Source organism: Zhouia amylolytica AD3 (assembly GCF_000511935.2).
GTDB lineage: Bacteria > Bacteroidota > Bacteroidia > Flavobacteriales > Flavobacteriaceae > Zhouia > Zhouia amylolytica.
Map to the genome: position 1 here is coordinate 75,357 of NZ_AYXY01000026.1, position 17,733 is coordinate 93,089.

General features: G+C 35.1%; 13 protein-coding genes. 4 read left to right on the plus strand and 9 right to left on the minus strand.

Going from position 1 to position 17,733, the window contains the following annotated elements; all coding sequences use genetic code 11:
• Positions 1-135: 135 nt before the first annotated feature.
• Positions 136-1,326 (minus strand): phosphoglycerate kinase, encoded by a 1,191-nt coding sequence (locus P278_RS13945; protein WP_038268211.1) that lies wholly within the window; start codon positions 1,324-1,326, stop codon positions 136-138.
• Positions 1,327-1,539: 213 nt separating this feature from the next.
• Here P278_RS13945 and P278_RS13950 point away from each other — a divergent pair, with 213 nt between their 5' ends.
• The gene (locus P278_RS13950; protein WP_038268214.1) at positions 1,540-2,685 is read left to right on the plus strand and encodes a DNA polymerase III subunit; all 1,146 of its coding nucleotides are present in this window, start codon (positions 1,540-1,542) and stop codon (positions 2,683-2,685) included.
• 19 nt (positions 2,686-2,704) lie between these two features.
• Positions 2,705-3,103, plus strand: coding sequence for a hypothetical protein (locus P278_RS13955; protein WP_038268217.1), 399 nt, complete (start codon positions 2,705-2,707; stop codon positions 3,101-3,103).
• A 36-nt stretch (positions 3,104-3,139) separates the two neighbouring features.
• Here P278_RS13955 and P278_RS13960 read toward each other — a convergent pair whose 3' ends face one another.
• The 8 genes from P278_RS13960 to P278_RS13995 all read right to left on the minus strand — a co-directional run bounded on the left by P278_RS13960 (position 3,140) and on the right by P278_RS13995 (position 14,743).
• Entirely contained in the window at positions 3,140-3,991 is an 852-nt protein-coding gene (locus P278_RS13960; protein ID WP_038268220.1) for a DUF4249 domain-containing protein, read from the minus strand.
• A 12-nt stretch (positions 3,992-4,003) separates the two neighbouring features.
• Complete coding sequence (locus P278_RS13965) at positions 4,004-6,370, minus strand: TonB-dependent receptor (protein ID WP_038268223.1); 2,367 nt, start codon at positions 6,368-6,370, stop codon at positions 4,004-4,006.
• 116 nt (positions 6,371-6,486) lie between these two features.
• Positions 6,487-7,371: a LytTR family DNA-binding domain-containing protein gene (locus P278_RS13970; RefSeq protein ID WP_051413589.1), complete on the minus strand. Its 885-nt coding sequence runs from the start codon at positions 7,369-7,371 to the stop codon at positions 6,487-6,489.
• 71 nt (positions 7,372-7,442) lie between these two features.
• Positions 7,443-7,952 (minus strand): OmpH family outer membrane protein, encoded by a 510-nt coding sequence (locus P278_RS13975; protein WP_038268226.1) that lies wholly within the window; start codon positions 7,950-7,952, stop codon positions 7,443-7,445.
• A gap of 235 nt (positions 7,953-8,187) precedes the next feature.
• A complete protein-coding gene (locus P278_RS13980; RefSeq protein WP_038268229.1) occupies positions 8,188-9,027 on the minus strand; it encodes a class I SAM-dependent methyltransferase in 840 nt (279 codons plus the stop codon).
• 110 nt (positions 9,028-9,137) lie between these two features.
• A complete protein-coding gene (mnmG, locus tag P278_RS13985) occupies positions 9,138-11,009 on the minus strand; it encodes a tRNA uridine-5-carboxymethylaminomethyl(34) synthesis enzyme MnmG (protein WP_038268232.1) in 1,872 nt (623 codons plus the stop codon).
• Positions 11,010-11,034: 25 nt separating this feature from the next.
• Positions 11,035-11,457: an rRNA maturation RNase YbeY gene (ybeY, locus tag P278_RS13990; RefSeq protein ID WP_038268235.1), complete on the minus strand. Its 423-nt coding sequence runs from the start codon at positions 11,455-11,457 to the stop codon at positions 11,035-11,037.
• On the minus strand, positions 11,450-14,743 hold the full coding sequence (locus tag P278_RS13995) for a DUF4175 family protein (RefSeq protein WP_038268238.1): 3,294 nt from the start codon (positions 14,741-14,743) through the stop codon (positions 11,450-11,452). Before P278_RS13995 ends, ybeY begins: the two co-directional genes overlap by 8 nt.
• Before the next feature lie 131 nt (positions 14,744-14,874).
• On the opposite strand from P278_RS13995, the gene gltX reads away from it, so the two are divergent.
• Positions 14,875-16,419: a glutamate--tRNA ligase gene (gene gltX, locus P278_RS14000; RefSeq protein ID WP_038268241.1), complete on the plus strand. Its 1,545-nt coding sequence runs from the start codon at positions 14,875-14,877 to the stop codon at positions 16,417-16,419.
• A gap of 128 nt (positions 16,420-16,547) precedes the next feature.
• Positions 16,548-17,480 (plus strand): SPFH domain-containing protein, encoded by a 933-nt coding sequence (locus P278_RS14005; protein ID WP_394331300.1) that lies wholly within the window; start codon positions 16,548-16,550, stop codon positions 17,478-17,480.
• The last annotated feature ends 253 nt before the right edge of the window (positions 17,481-17,733 follow it).

The following is a 17,733-nucleotide window of genomic DNA, read 5'->3' on the forward strand; positions in this document are numbered from 1 at the left end:
CCAAAAATCGTATTTTTTTGGTTATTTAACCGTTTAGAAATGTTAAAATACACGTAAAGTAGCCTTTATAGTGGCTTTAATAAAAAAGCGATATCAGATTTGATATCGCTTTTTTTATACGAATTTGTGGTATCCTTAATCTAGAATAGCCGCTATACCAGGTAATTTTTTACCTTCTAAACTTTCAAGCATGGCCCCACCACCGGTAGATACATAACTTACTTTATCTTCAAAACCAAATTGTTTAACTGCAGCAACTGAATCTCCTCCACCAACTAATGAAAAAGCTCCATTCTTTGTGGCTTCGTCTATAAAATTACCAATGGCGATTGTTCCTTTAGAAAAGTTTTCCATCTCAAATACTCCTACAGGACCATTCCAAAGAATAGTTTTCGATTGATAGATAACCTTTTTAAAGTTTTCCAGGGTAAGCGGTCCGGCATCCAGTCCTTGCCATCCATCCGGGATTTTATCTACGTCTACCGTTTGAGTGTTAGCGGTATTACTAAAGTCATCTGCAGCAATTACATCGACAGGAATATGTACTTCTACCCCTTTCTTTTTAGCTTCGGCTAATATGTTTAAGGCAAGTTCTTGTTTATCATCTTCACAAATAGAATCACCGATTTTACCTCCCTGAGCTTTCACGAAAGTATAGGTCATACCACCGCCGATTATTAAATGATCTACTTTATCTAAAATGTTTTCTATAATGGTAATTTTCGAAGATACTTTTGCACCTCCAAGAATAGCTGTAATTGGTTTTTCACCACTTTGTAATACCTTGTCGATAGCTTCTATTTCCTTAGCCATTAGATATCCAAAGCATTTATTATCATCAAAAAACTGAGCTATAATAGCAGTAGATGCGTGTGCTCTGTGTGCTGTTCCGAAAGCATCGTTAATATAAATATCACCTAGTTTCGAAAGTTGAGCGGCAAAATCTTTATCACCTTTTTCTTCTTCAGCATGAAAACGCAGGTTTTCCAACAAAAGGATTTCACCTGATTTTAGATTAGCAAGTGCTTCTTCAGCTTTTTGCCCAACACAATCTTCAACAAATTTTACTTTTACACCCAGAATTTCAGAAACAGTGTTAACGATATGGGTCATAGACATATCCGGGTTTACCTGTCCTTTCGGACGTCCTAAATGACTCATTAAAACAGCGCTTCCGCCATCTTCTAAAACCTTTATGATTGTAGGTTTAGCTGCTTCTATTCTAGTGGTATCCGTTACATTAAAATCAGCATTTAAAGGAACATTAAAATCTACTCTTATAAGAGCCTTTTTACCTGAAAAGTTAAAATTGTCAATTGTCTTCATACACATAATGTTATTGAAGCCCAAAGGTAGTTATTTATTGTTTGTAGAGAAATTAGAATTCTTTATAAATCGTTAAATATTGGAGTTATTTGTTGTAATAAACAACTGGTTAATACATTTTATGGACCGAAATCGTTTTCAAAAAGTTTTATAGCATTATTCTATTCTTATAAAATTCTTCATCTTTGCTGTATTCTAGTTTATCAATATTACATGTTATTTTCTGAAATATTAGGACAGTCTCATATTAAAAAGCATTTAGTGTTCAGTGCTGATAATGGTCGTATTCCTCACGCACAATTGTTTATAGGTCCGGAAGGTTCCGGAACCTTACCATTGGCAATTGCCTTTGCTCAATATATTTTATGCGGTAATAAGGATGGAGAAAATGACAGTGGAAATGCTGCGTGTAATGCTAAGTTTAATGCGTTAACCCATCCTGATCTACATTTTGCATTTCCGGTGGCAACCACCAGCAAGATAAAGCAACATCCGGTAAGTAATCATTTTCTGGAGGAGTGGCGATCTTTTGTAAAAGAACAACCCTATGGTAATTTATTTGATTGGTATCAGGTGTTGGGAATTGAAAATAAGCAAGGTCAAATTGGTGTTGATGAAGCGCAGGATATTGTAAAATCACTTTCTCTGAAGTCATTTGAAGGAGGTTATAAGGTGATGATTATCTGGATGGCGGATAAGTTGAATACATCTGCTTCAAATAAGCTATTAAAACTTATTGAAGAACCACCTAATAAAACGGTTTTTTTACTGATTGCTGAGGATGAGGAGCAGATCATACAAACCATTAAATCTCGTTGCCAAATATTGCATTTTCCACCGTTGGCAGAGAAGGATATTGTCGAAGCACTGGAACGTAGGAATATGAATAGTAATGAGGCCGTTAAAATTGCACACCGCGCCAACGGTAACTTTAACAAGGCTATTGATTTAATGAACAGGGATTCTGAAGATTTAGTCTTTGAACGTTGGTTTGTAGCCTGGGTAAGGAGCGCATTTCGTGCTAAGGGAAATAAGAAGGTAATTCACGATCTTATAAACTGGAGTGAGGAGGTTGCCAAAACGGGTCGGGAAACCCAAAAGAAATTTCTGGGTTATTGCCTCGATGTATTCAGACAAGCCTTGTTATTGAACTATAAGGCCGATTCATTGGTGTATATGGAAATGGAAACTGAAGGCTTTAAACTGGAGAAGTTTGCCCCTTTTGTAAATGGAAGTAACATCGTGGAAATTTCGAAGGAAATACAAGATGCGATCTATCATATAGAGAGGAATGGTAATGCCAAGATCATTTTTACGGACCTTAGTATCAAACTAACCCGATTATTACATAAGAAATAAACCTTTAACACAATTATTTATGCATAACCTAACTACTAATATTACCGAGATTTTATTGTTATTATTTTTAATTATCACTTTCGGACAAAGTGGTTATGATAAAATTGCAGATTGGAAAGGAAATGTGAGTTGGTTGAAAGAACATTTTGCAAATACGATGTTTAAAAACCTCGTTCCTTTATCTGTTTTTGCTATTCTTGTAATAGAATTAATTGCAGCAGTATTATGTATTTGGGGTATTGTTGAACTTATGAGCAATAATGATCCGGTTTATGCCTTATGGGGCGCTGTGATTTCTTGTATTGCATTGTTGGCCTTGTTATTTGGGCAGCGGGTAGCCAAGGACTATGACGGAGCTCGCACCATAGCGATTTACTTTATGGTAGCGATTTTTACAGTATATATGTTATCAAAATAAAAAAGCGGCTTTAAAGCCGCTTTTTTTATAACTTTCTTAGTTAAAGGTATAGGTTGCTTTACTTACCTGGGTAAGTCTGAAATAACCAAGTGCATTATTTTTGGGATTCGTGTTATTTATAACGTTTCCTTGTAAGGTAGTGGGTATAGCTGAAAATGGATCTCCTCCTACTTCGCTTTGTTCGATAAGGATAGCCATGTAATTATAATAACGTTTGGAGATTCCGTATAAGGAAATAAAGACTTTATCTCCAGGAACGAATGGCTGCTGGTTGATATCTTCATCATCTTCTTTTTCAAAGAAATCATTTTTCAAATTTCCATTAGAAAATTCATCATTATCAACCTCTAATACCGGAAATAAATCGCCTTCTTCCAGGTATTTTATGAGGTAATAGTTTGTTTCATCTTCCGGATCTTGAAAGCTAATGTTGACTTCTAAATGCTCATCGTCAAACCCCCCTTCTTTGCTCTGGTATATAGATGTAATATCAATTCCTTTTGTCATCGTTTCGGTTGCGGTATAAACCTCATTTTGATTCATAATTTCCAGGGTGTATGACGTATCTAGTTCAGGTGTAAATTCAGTTGTACTATAGGAACCGTCGTTATTATCGGTAAATGTAATGGTTTGATTTGTGTTATTCTTTGTCAATGTTACAGAGGCACCAATAACAGGTTCAAATTTATTTTCTGCAAAATAAGGAGTAGTGGTACTCAATAGTATTGTTTGTTGATTACCTGCCGTCCCTTTTTCCCAATCAATTGAAGCCTCCACTACTAATTTGGGTTTTGCCTCGGGTACCTCGACCTCGATTACGTCTGTGCAAGCGGTTAATACTATAATCACAAGAACCATATTCATAAGTATTTTATATATCGATTTCATTAGAATTCTGCTTTAAAATTTAAAATTATAAGTAACTGAAGGTACAATACCAAAGATTGCTGTCCTGGTGGCTTCATTGGCTCCGTTCTTTCTGTTCTGACCAAAGGTGATAGAAGCGGCATTTTTGCGATTATAGATGTTGTAAATGCCGAACACCCATTCACCTTTCCATCTTTTTGCTGGTTTTCTGTTTGGAATATAGGTTGCGGAGATATCAACCCTGTGATATGATGGTAGTCGATTTTTATTTCTAAGTCCGTAATTGGCAATCGATAAGCCTTCGTATTGGTATTGGCTATTCGGATATGTTACCGGACGTCCTGTTTGAAAAATAAAGTTCGTTCCAAAACTCCATTTATCACTTAGCTTGTAATTAGTTGTTATCGAAATATCATGTGTTCTGTCGTATCCGGTATAATACCATTGGCCATTATTTATACCTGGTCCACCTGCACTGCCTCCTGGCGTTTGTTGTTCAGATTTCGAAAGGGTGTACGCGATCCATCCTGTTAGAGGGCCTTGATTCTTTTTAAGTAATATTTCTATACCGTATGCTCTCGATTTACCATTTAGTATTTCTGTTTCTATGGTATTATTTCCTATTAAATTTGATCCGTCTATATAATCAATCCTATTCTTTACGTTTTTGTAGTAAGCCTCAAATTCAAAGCTATAGGTATTGTTATTAATTTCTTTAAATAATCCTATTGCCCATTGATTAGACATTTGTGGCTTTATATACTTTCCACTAGGTGCCCATATATCTACCGGGGTGACAGAGGTGGTATTCGAAATCAGGTGTAAGTATTGTGATGCTCTTGAATAACCGGCCTTTATGGCTGTAGCTTCATTAAGTTGATACGAGAGTCCGAATCTGGGTTCAAAATTGGTGAAGTTTTTAATACGATCACCCTTTTTATAGGGTGTTTCAGAAACGGGAGTGCCTTCTTCATAAATTTCCAGTTCCTCATTGTATACAACAGGTTGATTGTTAGCATAATTGGTTAGTGTCTGACCCCCCATACGATTAAAAAAGCTTGTTCGTAGTCCGTATGAAAGGGTTAGATTTTCGACTAGGGTGTGGTCGGCGCTGACATATACAGCACTTTCCATAGCCCTTTTTTCATCTAGTTTAAGATAATTTATTTCAGAGTTTTCATCAGTAGGTTTAACCTCGCCAGTGTCGAAGTTATAATGAATACTACTCAAGCCAAAATTAAGTTTCACATTGGGAGTAGCATAGTATTTAAGATCGTATTTAATGTTATAATTATTTATGCTGGAAACCCAGTCTAAGCCTATAAAATCTAACACCACCTGATAGTCGTATTTGCTGTATATAAGTGATAGGTTGGCAAATAGTTTTTCATTAAAGATATGATTCCACCGCAAGTTACCTGAGAGATTACCATAATTGTTTTCAATAGCATTGTTTATTTCTAAGAAATCCCTGCCAAAGTAACCTGATAAAAACAGTTTATTGTTTTTATTTAACTGATAATTGGTTTTAAAGTTTATATCATAAAAACCAGCTAAATTATCCTGATCGGCGGCTTTTAAAAAGAGGTGTGCATATGAGCTTCGCCCGGCAACGAGAAATGAGCTTTTTTCACTTTTTAAAGGCCCTTGTGCCGTCAATCTGCTAGAGATAAGCCCTATCCCACCATCAAGCTGAAAACGCTTGTTATTTCCTTCCTTTTGATAGATATCTAAAACAGAAGATACTCTTCCTCCATACTGTGACGGGATGTTTCCTTTGTAGAGATTTAAATTTTTAATGGCATCCGCATTAAAGACTGAAAAGAATCCAAAAAGATGTGATGTATTATATATGATGGCTTCATCTAATAACACCAGATTTTGATCAACAGCGCCTCCCCGCACATTAAAACCTACTGTTCCTTCTCCGCTATTTGTTACACCGGGAAGCAACTGAATAGATTTTAACACATCTACCTCACCCAACACTGCTGGTATTTGTTTAATGGTTTTTGTGTTCAGTTTACTAACACTAAGTTTTGGTGAACGTAAACTTATGTTTTCTGTTTCTTTGGCTATCACTTCAACCTCCTTGAGTTGAGTTGAGGAAATCTCCAGTTCGAAATTTAGTTTTTTATTGGCATTGAGAATTATTGGTATCTGAGTTTCCTTAAAACCTATATATGAAACTACCAGGGTATAGTTACCTGCCGGAGCTGTTAGGGAATAAAATCCATATTCGTTTGTTGTAACCCCGTAGTTTGTGTTTAGTAGAAACAAATTAGCCCCTAATAATGTTTCTCCGTTTTCACCATCTTTAATAGTACCACTAAGGGTATATTCTTGTGCTAACAAATGGTTGCTGGCACAAATAATGATTAAATAAAAGAGTTTTCGCATGTTATTATCAGATTGATGTTAAATTATTTACATGGCAAAATAATAGTGCTTTCCTCTGGTATAGGGCATGTTTACTGTAAAATGGAGTGAATTATATAGATTTTGGAGTGGACGATTTATAAATTTATTTCTCCTTTGATTAGAGCCAAATATGATTTAGATACGGGGATGCTTATTTTCTGTATATTTTCAATAATTATTACATACGCGCTTCCTTTTTTTTGTAAATAATTTACGTTCATAAGATTCACAAGATAGGATCTATGGCAACGTTTTATTGGAAGCATTTCGAAGCTTTCTTCAAGGTTTTTAAGACGAGTTCTGATGATTCTTTTTTTAAGTTCGTTATTTAAAACGTAATGTATCAATACATATTGATTACTCGCTTCGGCATAAAGAAACTGTTCTAACCTAATTGACAATTCTGTGTTCTTATTTTCGTCTTCGATATTTAGTGTTTCAACAGACAAGTTTTTACGAATATTTTTTTTGTAATGTATTAGTTGACTTTCCAGTTCACGTATTTCCTTTGATAGGTTCTGAATGTTTTCGTAAACTATGCAAAACATAAATGGGAACAGTAGAAGCACTATCGCCCTGAAAATGTTTTTAAGTTGAAAAAGAACGTCTAATTCTCGTTCAAAATCATTTCCTAAATCGGGTATGAAGAATGATAATGCAAAATACATCATTGTTATCAGTACTGCTTCGAAAAGAAACCATAACGCATACTTTTTTATACTTACCTGTATGAAGTTAAACAGAGGGCGTAAAATAAATTGGGATAATGATAAACCCAAAAAGGTACTTACCATAATGCCCTGGAAAAATAATATGATACTTAGGGTAGTATTTTCAGGATTTATAATCTCGGTATGCAGTCCGTAGGGCTGAAATAGTAGTAAGAATACTTGGGTAAATAACGAAGAGGTTATAACGTAGGTTAGCTTACTTTTACTGGAGGCCAGATAGTTAAATGGCATTTGTAATACCGAGTTCATAAAGTATTTTTAATTATGAAAAATAAAAAAAGCGCTGATGACTCAGCGCTTCTAAAATGTTAAGATTGTAATTACTTTTTGTAACTATCATTTAAAGCGTTTAACACTTCTTCAGTAATATCCTTAGATTCTGCGCCATATAGTACGCTACCAGCTTCGTTAGCACCTAAGATAAAGGTATAACCGTTTTTCTTTCCATAGTCCTTTACAAACGTTCTAACTTTCTTTATTAAGCTATCTATTTCTTTTTGGCTCTCTTGAGATAGTTGTTGTTCTTCCATTTGCAACTGCTGCCCCATTGCTTGTCTTTTCTGTAAAAGAGCATTGTATTTTTCCTGGGCAGCTTGTTGAGATAGTTTTTTAGCTTCAGCCTCAAAAGCTTGTGCTTCTCCCTGGAATGCTCTTCCTAAACTGTCTGCTTTTTTATCGAAAATTTCGATCTTACCTTTAAACTTGGTTTCGATATCAATTTTCTCTTGATAGTCGTTTATTACTTTTGTGTTGTCTACAAAAGCAATTTTATCTTGTTGACAAGAAACGAAACTCGTCGCTGCAATAATTCCTAAAATAATTTTTTTCATTTGATTCTAATTTTTCGGTCTTCTTTTTTTCTTTCAGTTGAACAGCAAAAATAGAAAAGTTGTGGTCATATCAATAAAAAATTTATCTATTTGTATTTGTTATCAATATTAAACAAACTATAAGATTTACTTATAATAATCAGGCCTTTTATTTTGCGTGTATAACATTATTAAATTTTATAAAGGTCTTTGTATAGGTTTTGCAATGAAAACCGCTCTAAAGGGCTAATATTGCTTAATGGGCTTTTTTTATCACGTAAATGAGTGATGAGTATTCACCTGTCTGTTTAGCTTTAAGATTTGAAATAGTTCCACGTGTAAATGCTTTAATAAATCTCATTTTAGATCCTTTGTACTTTTCTGATAGCAGACTAACATAAAAGGAATCAAAAACCATAGGTAGGATTTTTACTACACGCATATTTTGCTCCTTGAAAAGCTTTGAAATGGATTTTCTTGAAAAGTGCCAAAGGTGTCTGGGAACATCATATGCGGCCCAATGTTCTTCATAGTATTTTGCGTCATATGATTTGTAATTTGGTACTGCTATAAAGATGGTTCCGTCATCTGATAATAGTGCTGATAGTTGTTGTATTTGTTCTTTCAAATTTGGAACATGTTCCAGTACATGCCACATGGTTATGACATCGTATTTTGTTTTTTCAATGGTGAGTTTTTCGGCTATGCTTATGCCTTTTTCTTTTGCAAGTATGCGTGCCTTTTTATTGGGTTCAATACCTTGCACCTCCCAACCTAGTTTTTGAGCATAAAGTAAAAAGTCACCAGTGCCCGCTCCTATATCAAGTAGCAACCCTTTCTTTGGATTGGTCGTATTAATGTATTGAACTTTTTTATTGAGGTTTATTTTTTTAACGCGTTGGTAAAGCTTATCCAAGATCGTTTTGGCAGCATCGGTATGTGAAATATATTCATCGCTCTGATAATACGCAGGTAATTTTTCTGGGTCTGGTTGAGGATGTGTAATCAACATGTCGTAATCCTCATCATATACCAAATCAAAATTTTCACCGGTAACGGTATAATCCTTACATGATAAATATTTTGTTTTAGTCATAGGTGATATTTTTTTTAAACCTTCGAAGGTACTATTTATTTTTTTATGGTATAAAAAAAGCAGGTCATTGACCTGCTTTTACAAAATGTTCCACGTGGAACATGTCATGTTTATCTTCCCATATAAACCAACATTACACTAATATCACTTGGTGAAACTCCGCTTATTCTAGATGCTTGTGATAGCGTTGTGGGTTTTATGTTTTTCAATTTTTCTCTTGCTTCATACGATAAAGATTTAAGTTTATCGTAATCAAAATTATTTGGAATGCGAATGTCTTCTAACCGGTTTAGTTTGTCCGCATTGTTTTTTTCTTTTTGAATATATCCCGCGTATTTAACTTTTATTTCCGCTTGTTCCAGTACTTCGTTATCTAGATTTTGATCGATAATAAAATCATTCACTCCTGGTAATTGACGCATGTGGTCCAAGGTGATTTTTGGTCGCGAAAACAACTTATACATTTTATCAGGTTGTTTCATGGTTGAAGAATGGATATCTTCTAATATAGGATTTGCGTCTTTTGGTTTAACGCTTGTTTCTTTAAAGAATTTAACCAGTGTTTCGGTTTTGTTCAATTTCTCTTCTACCCTACGCATGCGATCTTCTTTTGCTAATCCAATTTCATAGGCTTTATGCGTTAGTCTAATATCTGCATTATCCTGTCTTAAAAGTGTACGGTATTCAGCTCTGGAAGTAAACATTCTGTAAGGTTCTTCAGTTCCTTTTGTTATTAGATCATCAATTAATACACCAATGTATGCCTCATTGCGTTTTAGTATGAATGCCTCTTTTTCCTGAACTTTTAAGCTTGCGTTTAGTCCTGCCATTAATCCTTGACTTGCCGCTTCTTCATATCCTGTGGTACCATTAATTTGTCCGGCGAAATAAAGTCCATCAACAAGTTTTGTTTCCAAAGTGTGCTTTAATTGTGTAGGCGGGAAATAATCATATTCTATAGCATAACCGGGTCTAAAGAATTTTACATTTTCAAATCCTTCTACTGCACGTAATGCTTTGAACTGAACATCTTCTGGTAATGAAGTTGAAAATCCGTTTACATACACTTCAACAGTATTCCATCCTTCAGGTTCTACAAATAGTTGATGACGGTTTTTGTCGGCAAATCGATTGATTTTATCTTCTATTGATGGGCAATATCTAGGACCAATACTTTTAATTCTTCCATTAAACATTGGTGATCTTTCAAATCCTTCTTTAAGTAATTCATGCACATGTTCGCTAGTGTAGGTCATGTGACAATCGCGTTGATGCGTTAGAGGTTTTGTAATGTTTGAATACGAGAATTTTTCTGGGTGTTCATCACCCGGTTGAGGAGTCATTTTAGAATAATCTAAAGATCTTCCATCTACTCTTGGCGGGGTACCTGTTTTCATTCTGCCGGCCTCAAACCCAATTTCAACTAAATCTGCAGTGATTCCCGTAGCTGCTTTTTCTCCTGCTCTACCTCCGCCGAATTGTTTATCACCGATATGTATTAATCCATTTAAAAATGTTCCATTGGTGAGTACAACAGTTTTGGCGTAGATGTGTAAACCGAGGCTTGTTTTCACCCCTTTTATTTTGTTGTTTTCTATGATGAGACCAGAAACCATTTCCTGATAGAAATCGAGATTTTCTGTTTGTTCTAACATGTTTCTCCACTCTTCAGCAAATCGCATACGGTCACTTTGTGCTCTTGGAGACCACATTGCTGGCCCTTTAGATTTGTTAAGCATTTTAAATTGAATAGCAGTTTTATCGGTAACAATACCGCTATAACCCCCAAGCGCATCTATTTCACGAACAATTTGTCCTTTAGCTATTCCTCCCATTGCCGGGTTGCAAGACATTTGTGCAATGTTCTGTAGGTTCATGGTGATCAATAAAGTTTTAGATCCCATATTGGCAGCTGCAGCAGCAGCTTCAGAACCTGCATGGCCTGCTCCAACAACAATTACATCATATTCATTATAAAACATAAGTCTGTTTTTTTCTTGTTTTTTATTAAGAGTGTTTCACGTGGAACATTGAGATTTTTTCATTCTCTTTTTGTCTCATTAATGCTTTTTCTTCTGATGTTTTATCCTTGTAACCGCAATAATGTAAAACCCCATGAATCATAACTCTTTTTAATTCTTCTTCGAAATCTATATTTAAATCTGCCGCATTGTCTTTGACTCTTTCGATCGATATAAATACATCTCCTCCTATGGTTTGTCCTTCCGTGTAATCAAAACTGATGATATCAGTTAAAGTATCATGGTTTAGATATTCAACGTTTATTTTATGGAGATAATCATCGTCGCAAAAAATATAATTCAATTCTCCGATTAAAAGGTTTTCAGAATCAACACAGCGTTTGATCCAGTCATTATATGCTGCTGTTGCTTCTAGTTGAAATTCTGTTTCGTAATGAAAATTAATCATCTGTCTTAAAATACTGTTGAACCTTACGTTTGTAAATTTGCCGCAAAGGTAAGCTTTGTCTATTTAAAATTTCAACTTGATTGAAATATTGTTGTATATCAGGTGTTTGATTTTGAAGGTTATTGGTGTAATTTTTAGTGTTTGTTTCACTTTTTCGCTCTTTATTTTCGCCTTGCTGAAATGTAGCGTCGTCTAGTTTTAAAAGTTGATGCTTTAATCGAATCATACGTTGCAAGGTTTCATTATTAAAACCCTTTTCCAAAAGATCATTTTCAATTCGTTCCATTTGTCTTAGTAATTGCTCCTCGTTACCAGACTTTCCTTCACCTTTTTTATTGTTTAATTGCTTTTCTAAAGCTTGTCGTAATTCCTGTTGCTGCTGGAATAAATTATAAAGCTCCTCACTCATTTGCTCATCAAGCGTGTTTCCGTTTTGTTGTTTGGACCCTCCTTTTTCCTGCTCTCCTTCTTTACCTTGCTCCCCTTCTTTTTGTTGTTGCATACCCTCTTGCATTTGTTGATTTAATTGTTCCTGAGATTGGATGATGTCGGGAAGTTGCATTTCCTGACCAGATCCCTGGCCTCCACCTTGAGACATAGATTGCTGTAAATTGTCTAGGATATCACTTAAAAAATCAGATAGTTCATTGGTGGCTGTAATAGCATATTGTTGATTGGATACACCAATATAATAATTGGTTTCCGCAAAGGCTTCAAGACTTTTGTCGATGTTATAATAAACATCAGTAATGTTTTTATTAATTACCTCAGACATTTTTGGTTGTCTTAGCGAAAGAGAAAACAAACTATCATCTACATGTTTAAAGAGGGCACGAAGGTCATTTTGTCTTTTTAGGTAATTAGCAATATTAGGATTGTCATCTTCAATATTGTAAAATCGATCCATTAAACTTTCTTGATCTAAAGAAAACTGAAGTAGATTATCGAGAATCTGTCTGAGCATTTCAACATCTTCATTAAGAGATTCTGTACTACTTCCCTGCATAGACATCGATAATTGTTTTGCCATTTTTTTCATTTTCTGGGAAGCATTTTGCTGAGATTTCTTTGCGTTTTCATTGTTTTGTTTTTGTATTTCGTCTCCGGCATTTTTTAAGTCATCAGAAGTTTGCTGCTCCAGGTTTTTGTCTCGCTCCAATTCAAATGGCTTTTTTAAAGCACCGTTCTCTTTTTCAAGTTCATCTAATTGTTTTTTGATATTATCATATTTTTCTTCTATATCTTGCTGTTTATTCTTAGATAAAGAATCAATTTTTTCTTTAGAAAGTTCCTCTTGTTTTTTAGCCAATTCATTAAGATCCTTACTTATTTTTTCCGTTTTAGAGGAAACATAATATCGCTTTGTCAATTCTAAAAGTTGTTCCAGATTTCTTTTATTATTGGTATTGTTCTTAGAAAGCTCCTCTAACTTTTTGGTAAGCTCTTCCTTGTTTATTTTTTCGGAAAGCTTTTCTATCTCCTCCATTAACTTTTCGTTTTTTTCTAGTTCCTTTTGTTGACGTTCCAGGCGCTCTTGTAACAATTCATTCATTTCATTTTTATCCGCTTCTTTTTCAAAATCGTTCAAGTTGTCCTCCAGGTTTTTGGAAAACTTTTTCATGAGTTCGTCTTGTTGTTTTTGACGCTTGATAAAATTTTCTAATTTCTTTTTATCGGAGTAGTTCAGGTTGTTCTTTTCTTTATTCAACCGAAGCATTTTGTTTAACTCTTCCTTTTGTTCCTCAGTCGATTTAATAGTTTTGTCAAGATTATTGATACTATTGCGTTGTTGATCTAATTGTTGTTGTTCTCTTTCGCTTTGCAATAGGCGATTATAACTGAAAATTTTACTCTTCGTTTTCTTTCCTCCCCTGAATGGATCATTGTCGGTAATACTAAAATAATAGCTATAAGAAACACCATCGTCCAGGGTGAGGCCGCTCGGAAATGTATAGTAGAATTGATCGAAATTGGCTTTTTTTACTGGTAATATCAATGCCTTTTTAGCTTCTTCCTGGTTGGTTGGATAGTAGACAATTTCCAGTTTTTTTAGTCCATAATCATCGGAAACCTGACCCAGATAATAAATCGTCTCCGTATTGGTTGAATCAACCACCTCTTTTAAGTTTATTTTGGGATACTGATCTGCTTCAGATTTTACAGAAAAACCCAGTTCTTCATAGTTTTTTAAGGACTCGTTGTTGGTGCTTAGTTTGTAATCAAAATTAGAAAACACCGTTTTATTATAAGTGAACAACTTCTCTTTTGCAGCGAAGGAGACCACTGTATCTTTTGTTATGAACTGAATGCTTTTTGTATTCGCTGCATTAATTTCCCAGGAAATTCGGCTGCCTTCAGGAACCGTAATATTTCCGGTACTTTCCAGGGTTTCATCAGTTTTGTTAGTATAAGCCGGATAATCGATGTTTAATTTAAAATTTAAAATTTTTGGAGCTTTTATTACTTTCAGTTTGTAGGGGGTTGATACGACATCAGAAGACTGAATTTTAAAAGTCAGGTCTTCTTTGGGCTGATTGAAAGTGTATTGAAAAGTATGATCTGCTTTTTTTTGAAGGTAGTAAGATTCATCATCAATGACTATCGATGCGTCTTCAGGAACCAGCTCCCCAACGGTTTGAATCCGAAGATTAAAGGTTTCATTCTCTATAGCGGTGAGTTCATCATTTAGAATTACAAACTGAAAAGGTGCTGGAGGCACATAGGCAGTTTGATAATGAATTACGCGGTTGTAACTATCTGAAAACCATGTTATTTTTCCACTTACCCAGAACAACAAGATGATGCCGATTGGAATAAAAACATATTTAATGTATTTGAGATTAGCTTTGAAATTAACGGCCAGATGAAAAGGTATTGGATTGATTTCCAATGATTTTTGTTCGATACTGGCGAGAAGTAAATCAGACTTTTGTTCATTTTTAGCCAATTGCAGGAGATTGGTAAGCTTATCGCCTACTTCAGGAAAATAAGCGCCAATAATACTGGAAGCCTCTTTTTCATCGAGACCCTTTTTAAATTTAAATAGTTTAAAAAGAGGGATTCCTATAAATCGTATAAGCAACAAAAAAGAGATACTGATAAACAGCCAAAATAAAATACTGCGCCCCAGTTCATTAAGCCATAAGAAATATTCCAACAGTAAAGTTATTATACCGTATAATAAGAATATCGTTGCAAAAAGGATGGCACCTTTTATCAACTCATTGGTGTGATATCGCTTTATAAACTGTCCTAGTTTCTGTTGTATGTGCTTGTAATCGTTCATTTACAATGGTTATAACTAATAAATTTACAATTAATTCGGAATTATAAAGAAAGATTAAAGCGAATAGATTGTTAAAACTGATTGCCTTATTCCTGTGTAATAATTCATACTTTTGCATAAAATTTAAAAAAATGACGAAGAAAGTACGTGTTCGATTTGCTCCCAGCCCTACCGGGCCATTACACATAGGTGGTGTTCGTACAGCCCTTTTTAATTATTTATTTGCAAAAAAACATGATGGTGATTTTGTACTTCGTATTGAAGATACGGATCAGAATCGTTATGTAGAAGGCGCAGAACAATATATAATAGATGCTTTAAATTGGTGCGGTATTCCATTTGATGAAGGTCCGGGTAATGAAGGAAGCTTTGGTCCGTACAGACAAAGTGAGCGTAAAGCACTTTATAAGGAATATGCCGATCAGTTAATTGAAAGTGGTTGGGCCTATTATGCATTTGATACCTCTGAGGAACTTGATGCGCACCGTAAAGACCATGAAGCTAATGGCAAAACGTTTATTTACAACTGGCACAATCGTTTAAAGCTCAAGAACTCACTTGCTTTAACTGCAGAAGAAGTAAAGGCTAAAATAGATGCGGGTGAAGATTATGTGGTTCGATTTAAGTCGCCTCAGGATGAAACACTTCATCTAAAGGATATAATTCGTGGCGACATTAAAATAGACACCAATTTACTGGATGACAAGGTATTATTTAAGAGTGATGGCATGCCAACCTATCATTTAGCCAATATTGTTGATGACCATTTAATGGAAATAAGCCATGTTATTCGTGGTGAAGAATGGTTGCCGTCCCTGGCATTGCATGTTTTATTATACCGTGCTTTTGGATGGGATTCACCGGAATTTGCCCACTTGCCTTTAATCTTAAAGCCAGTAGGAAAAGGAAAATTAAGTAAGCGAGATGGTGATAAATTAGGTTTTCCGGTTTTCCCAATGATGTGGACAGATCCAAAAACCAATGATGTTTCACGTGGATACAAAGAAGATGGTTACTTCCCTGATGCCTTGATGAACTTTCTGGCGTTTTTGGGCTGGAACCCTGGAACCGAGCAGGAATTATTTAACCTTACTGAACTTATCGAAGCTTTTGATCTTAAAAGAGTCAATAAATCTGGTGCCCGCTTTGATCCCGAAAAGATAAAATGGTATAACCAGCAGTACTTGCAACAAAAAGATAATGCCGAGCTGGCAGAGCTTTTCATAAATTATATCGCAGCTGATCCGGTCATAGCGAATTCAATAGAGAAATCAGATACTTCTCTATCCATTACCTATGTTACTGAAGTTGTTCGTTTGATTAAAGAACGGGCTGCATTCGTTGCTGATTTCTGGAGTTTAGGTGGATACTTTTTCAAGGCTCCTGAAAATTTTGAGGCCAAAGCCGCCAAAAAGCAATGGAAAGAACAAACTCCTGAAATTCTAACTGAGCTGATTGGAGTTGTTGAAAATATTGAAGATTTTTCTTCTTCAAACGTCGAGACGATAGTTAAGGCGTGGATTGCGGAAAAGGAATTAGGCTTCGGACAAGTAATACCGCCGTTTAGATTATCGCTGGTTGGCGAAATGAAAGGCCCGCATGTATTTGATATAGCTACATTGTTAGGAAAACAAGAAACACTAAGCCGTATAAAATACGCTATAGAAACACTTTAATATATTTCGAATGTTTATAAAGCCGCTATGAGCGGCTTTTTTTATGCCTTTATTTTCGATTTTATCTAAGTAAGATTATTCTTTTTTGTAAATTCACTCTTACAAATTCTTAAACCTATTTTTCCATGATGGATTTTTTAATGTATCCCATTATTTTTGTGGGATTGGTCATTCTATTTAGCTCGTTTTTTATTGTAAAACAGCAAACAGCTGTAGTTATTGAACGTTTTGGGCGTTTTCAAAGTATCCGAAATTCCGGACTGCAAATGAAGATTCCTATTGTCGATCGTAAATCAGGACGTCTGAGCTTAAAGATTCAGCAATTAGATGTTATTGTTGAAACAAAAACCAAAGATGATGTTTTTGTAAAGCTTAAAGTGTCAGTGCAATATGTGGTTATTAGAGATAAAGTTTATGAAGCGTTTTATAAACTGGAATATCCACACGATCAGATAACCTCCTATGTTTTTGATGTGGTTCGTGCTGAAGTACCTAAAATGAAATTAGATGATGTATTCGTTAAAAAGGATGATATTGCTATTGCAGTGAAACGTGAATTGCAGGAAGCAATGCTGGATTACGGGTATGATATCATTAAAACCCTGGTCACTGATATTGATCCGGATGCTCAGGTTAAAGCTGCAATGAATCGAATTAATGCCTCAGAACGAGAAAAGATAGCAGCCCAGTTTGAAGGAGATGCACAACGAATTTTAATTGTAGAAAAAGCCAAAGCCGAAGCAGAGAGTAAAAGATTGCAAGGTCAAGGGATCGCCGATCAACGACGTGAAATTGCAAGAGGACTGGAAGAATCGGTAGAAGTATTGAACCGGGTCGGAATTAATTCGCAAGAAGCCTCTGCCCTAATTGTTGTTACCCAGCATTACGATACCCTTCAGGCGGTTGGTGAGGAAACAAATAGTAATTTAATATTATTACCGAATTCGCCCCAGGCAGGAAGTAATATGCTAAATGATATGGTGGCCAGCTTCGTTGCAAGTAATCAGATTGGTGAAGCCATGAAAAAGCAACAAGACAAAAAAGATGACGATTCTAAGTAGCAAAAACCCATTTTAAGCACTTTTAAGAGCTCTTTATAATAAGGGCCTGGTATAACGATATAGATCGACCGTTTTGTGGGTTAAATGACAGTTAACAAAGCCACTTTTAATAGATTTGATTAATTATTTCAGGATTATATATAGTTTTCTTCAATAATAGATTAAGACTATTAAAACATGAATAACCATAAAAAAACCCAAGATATTGGTCTCGGGTTTTTTATTTAAATATGTCGAACCGCAACAGGTGAAT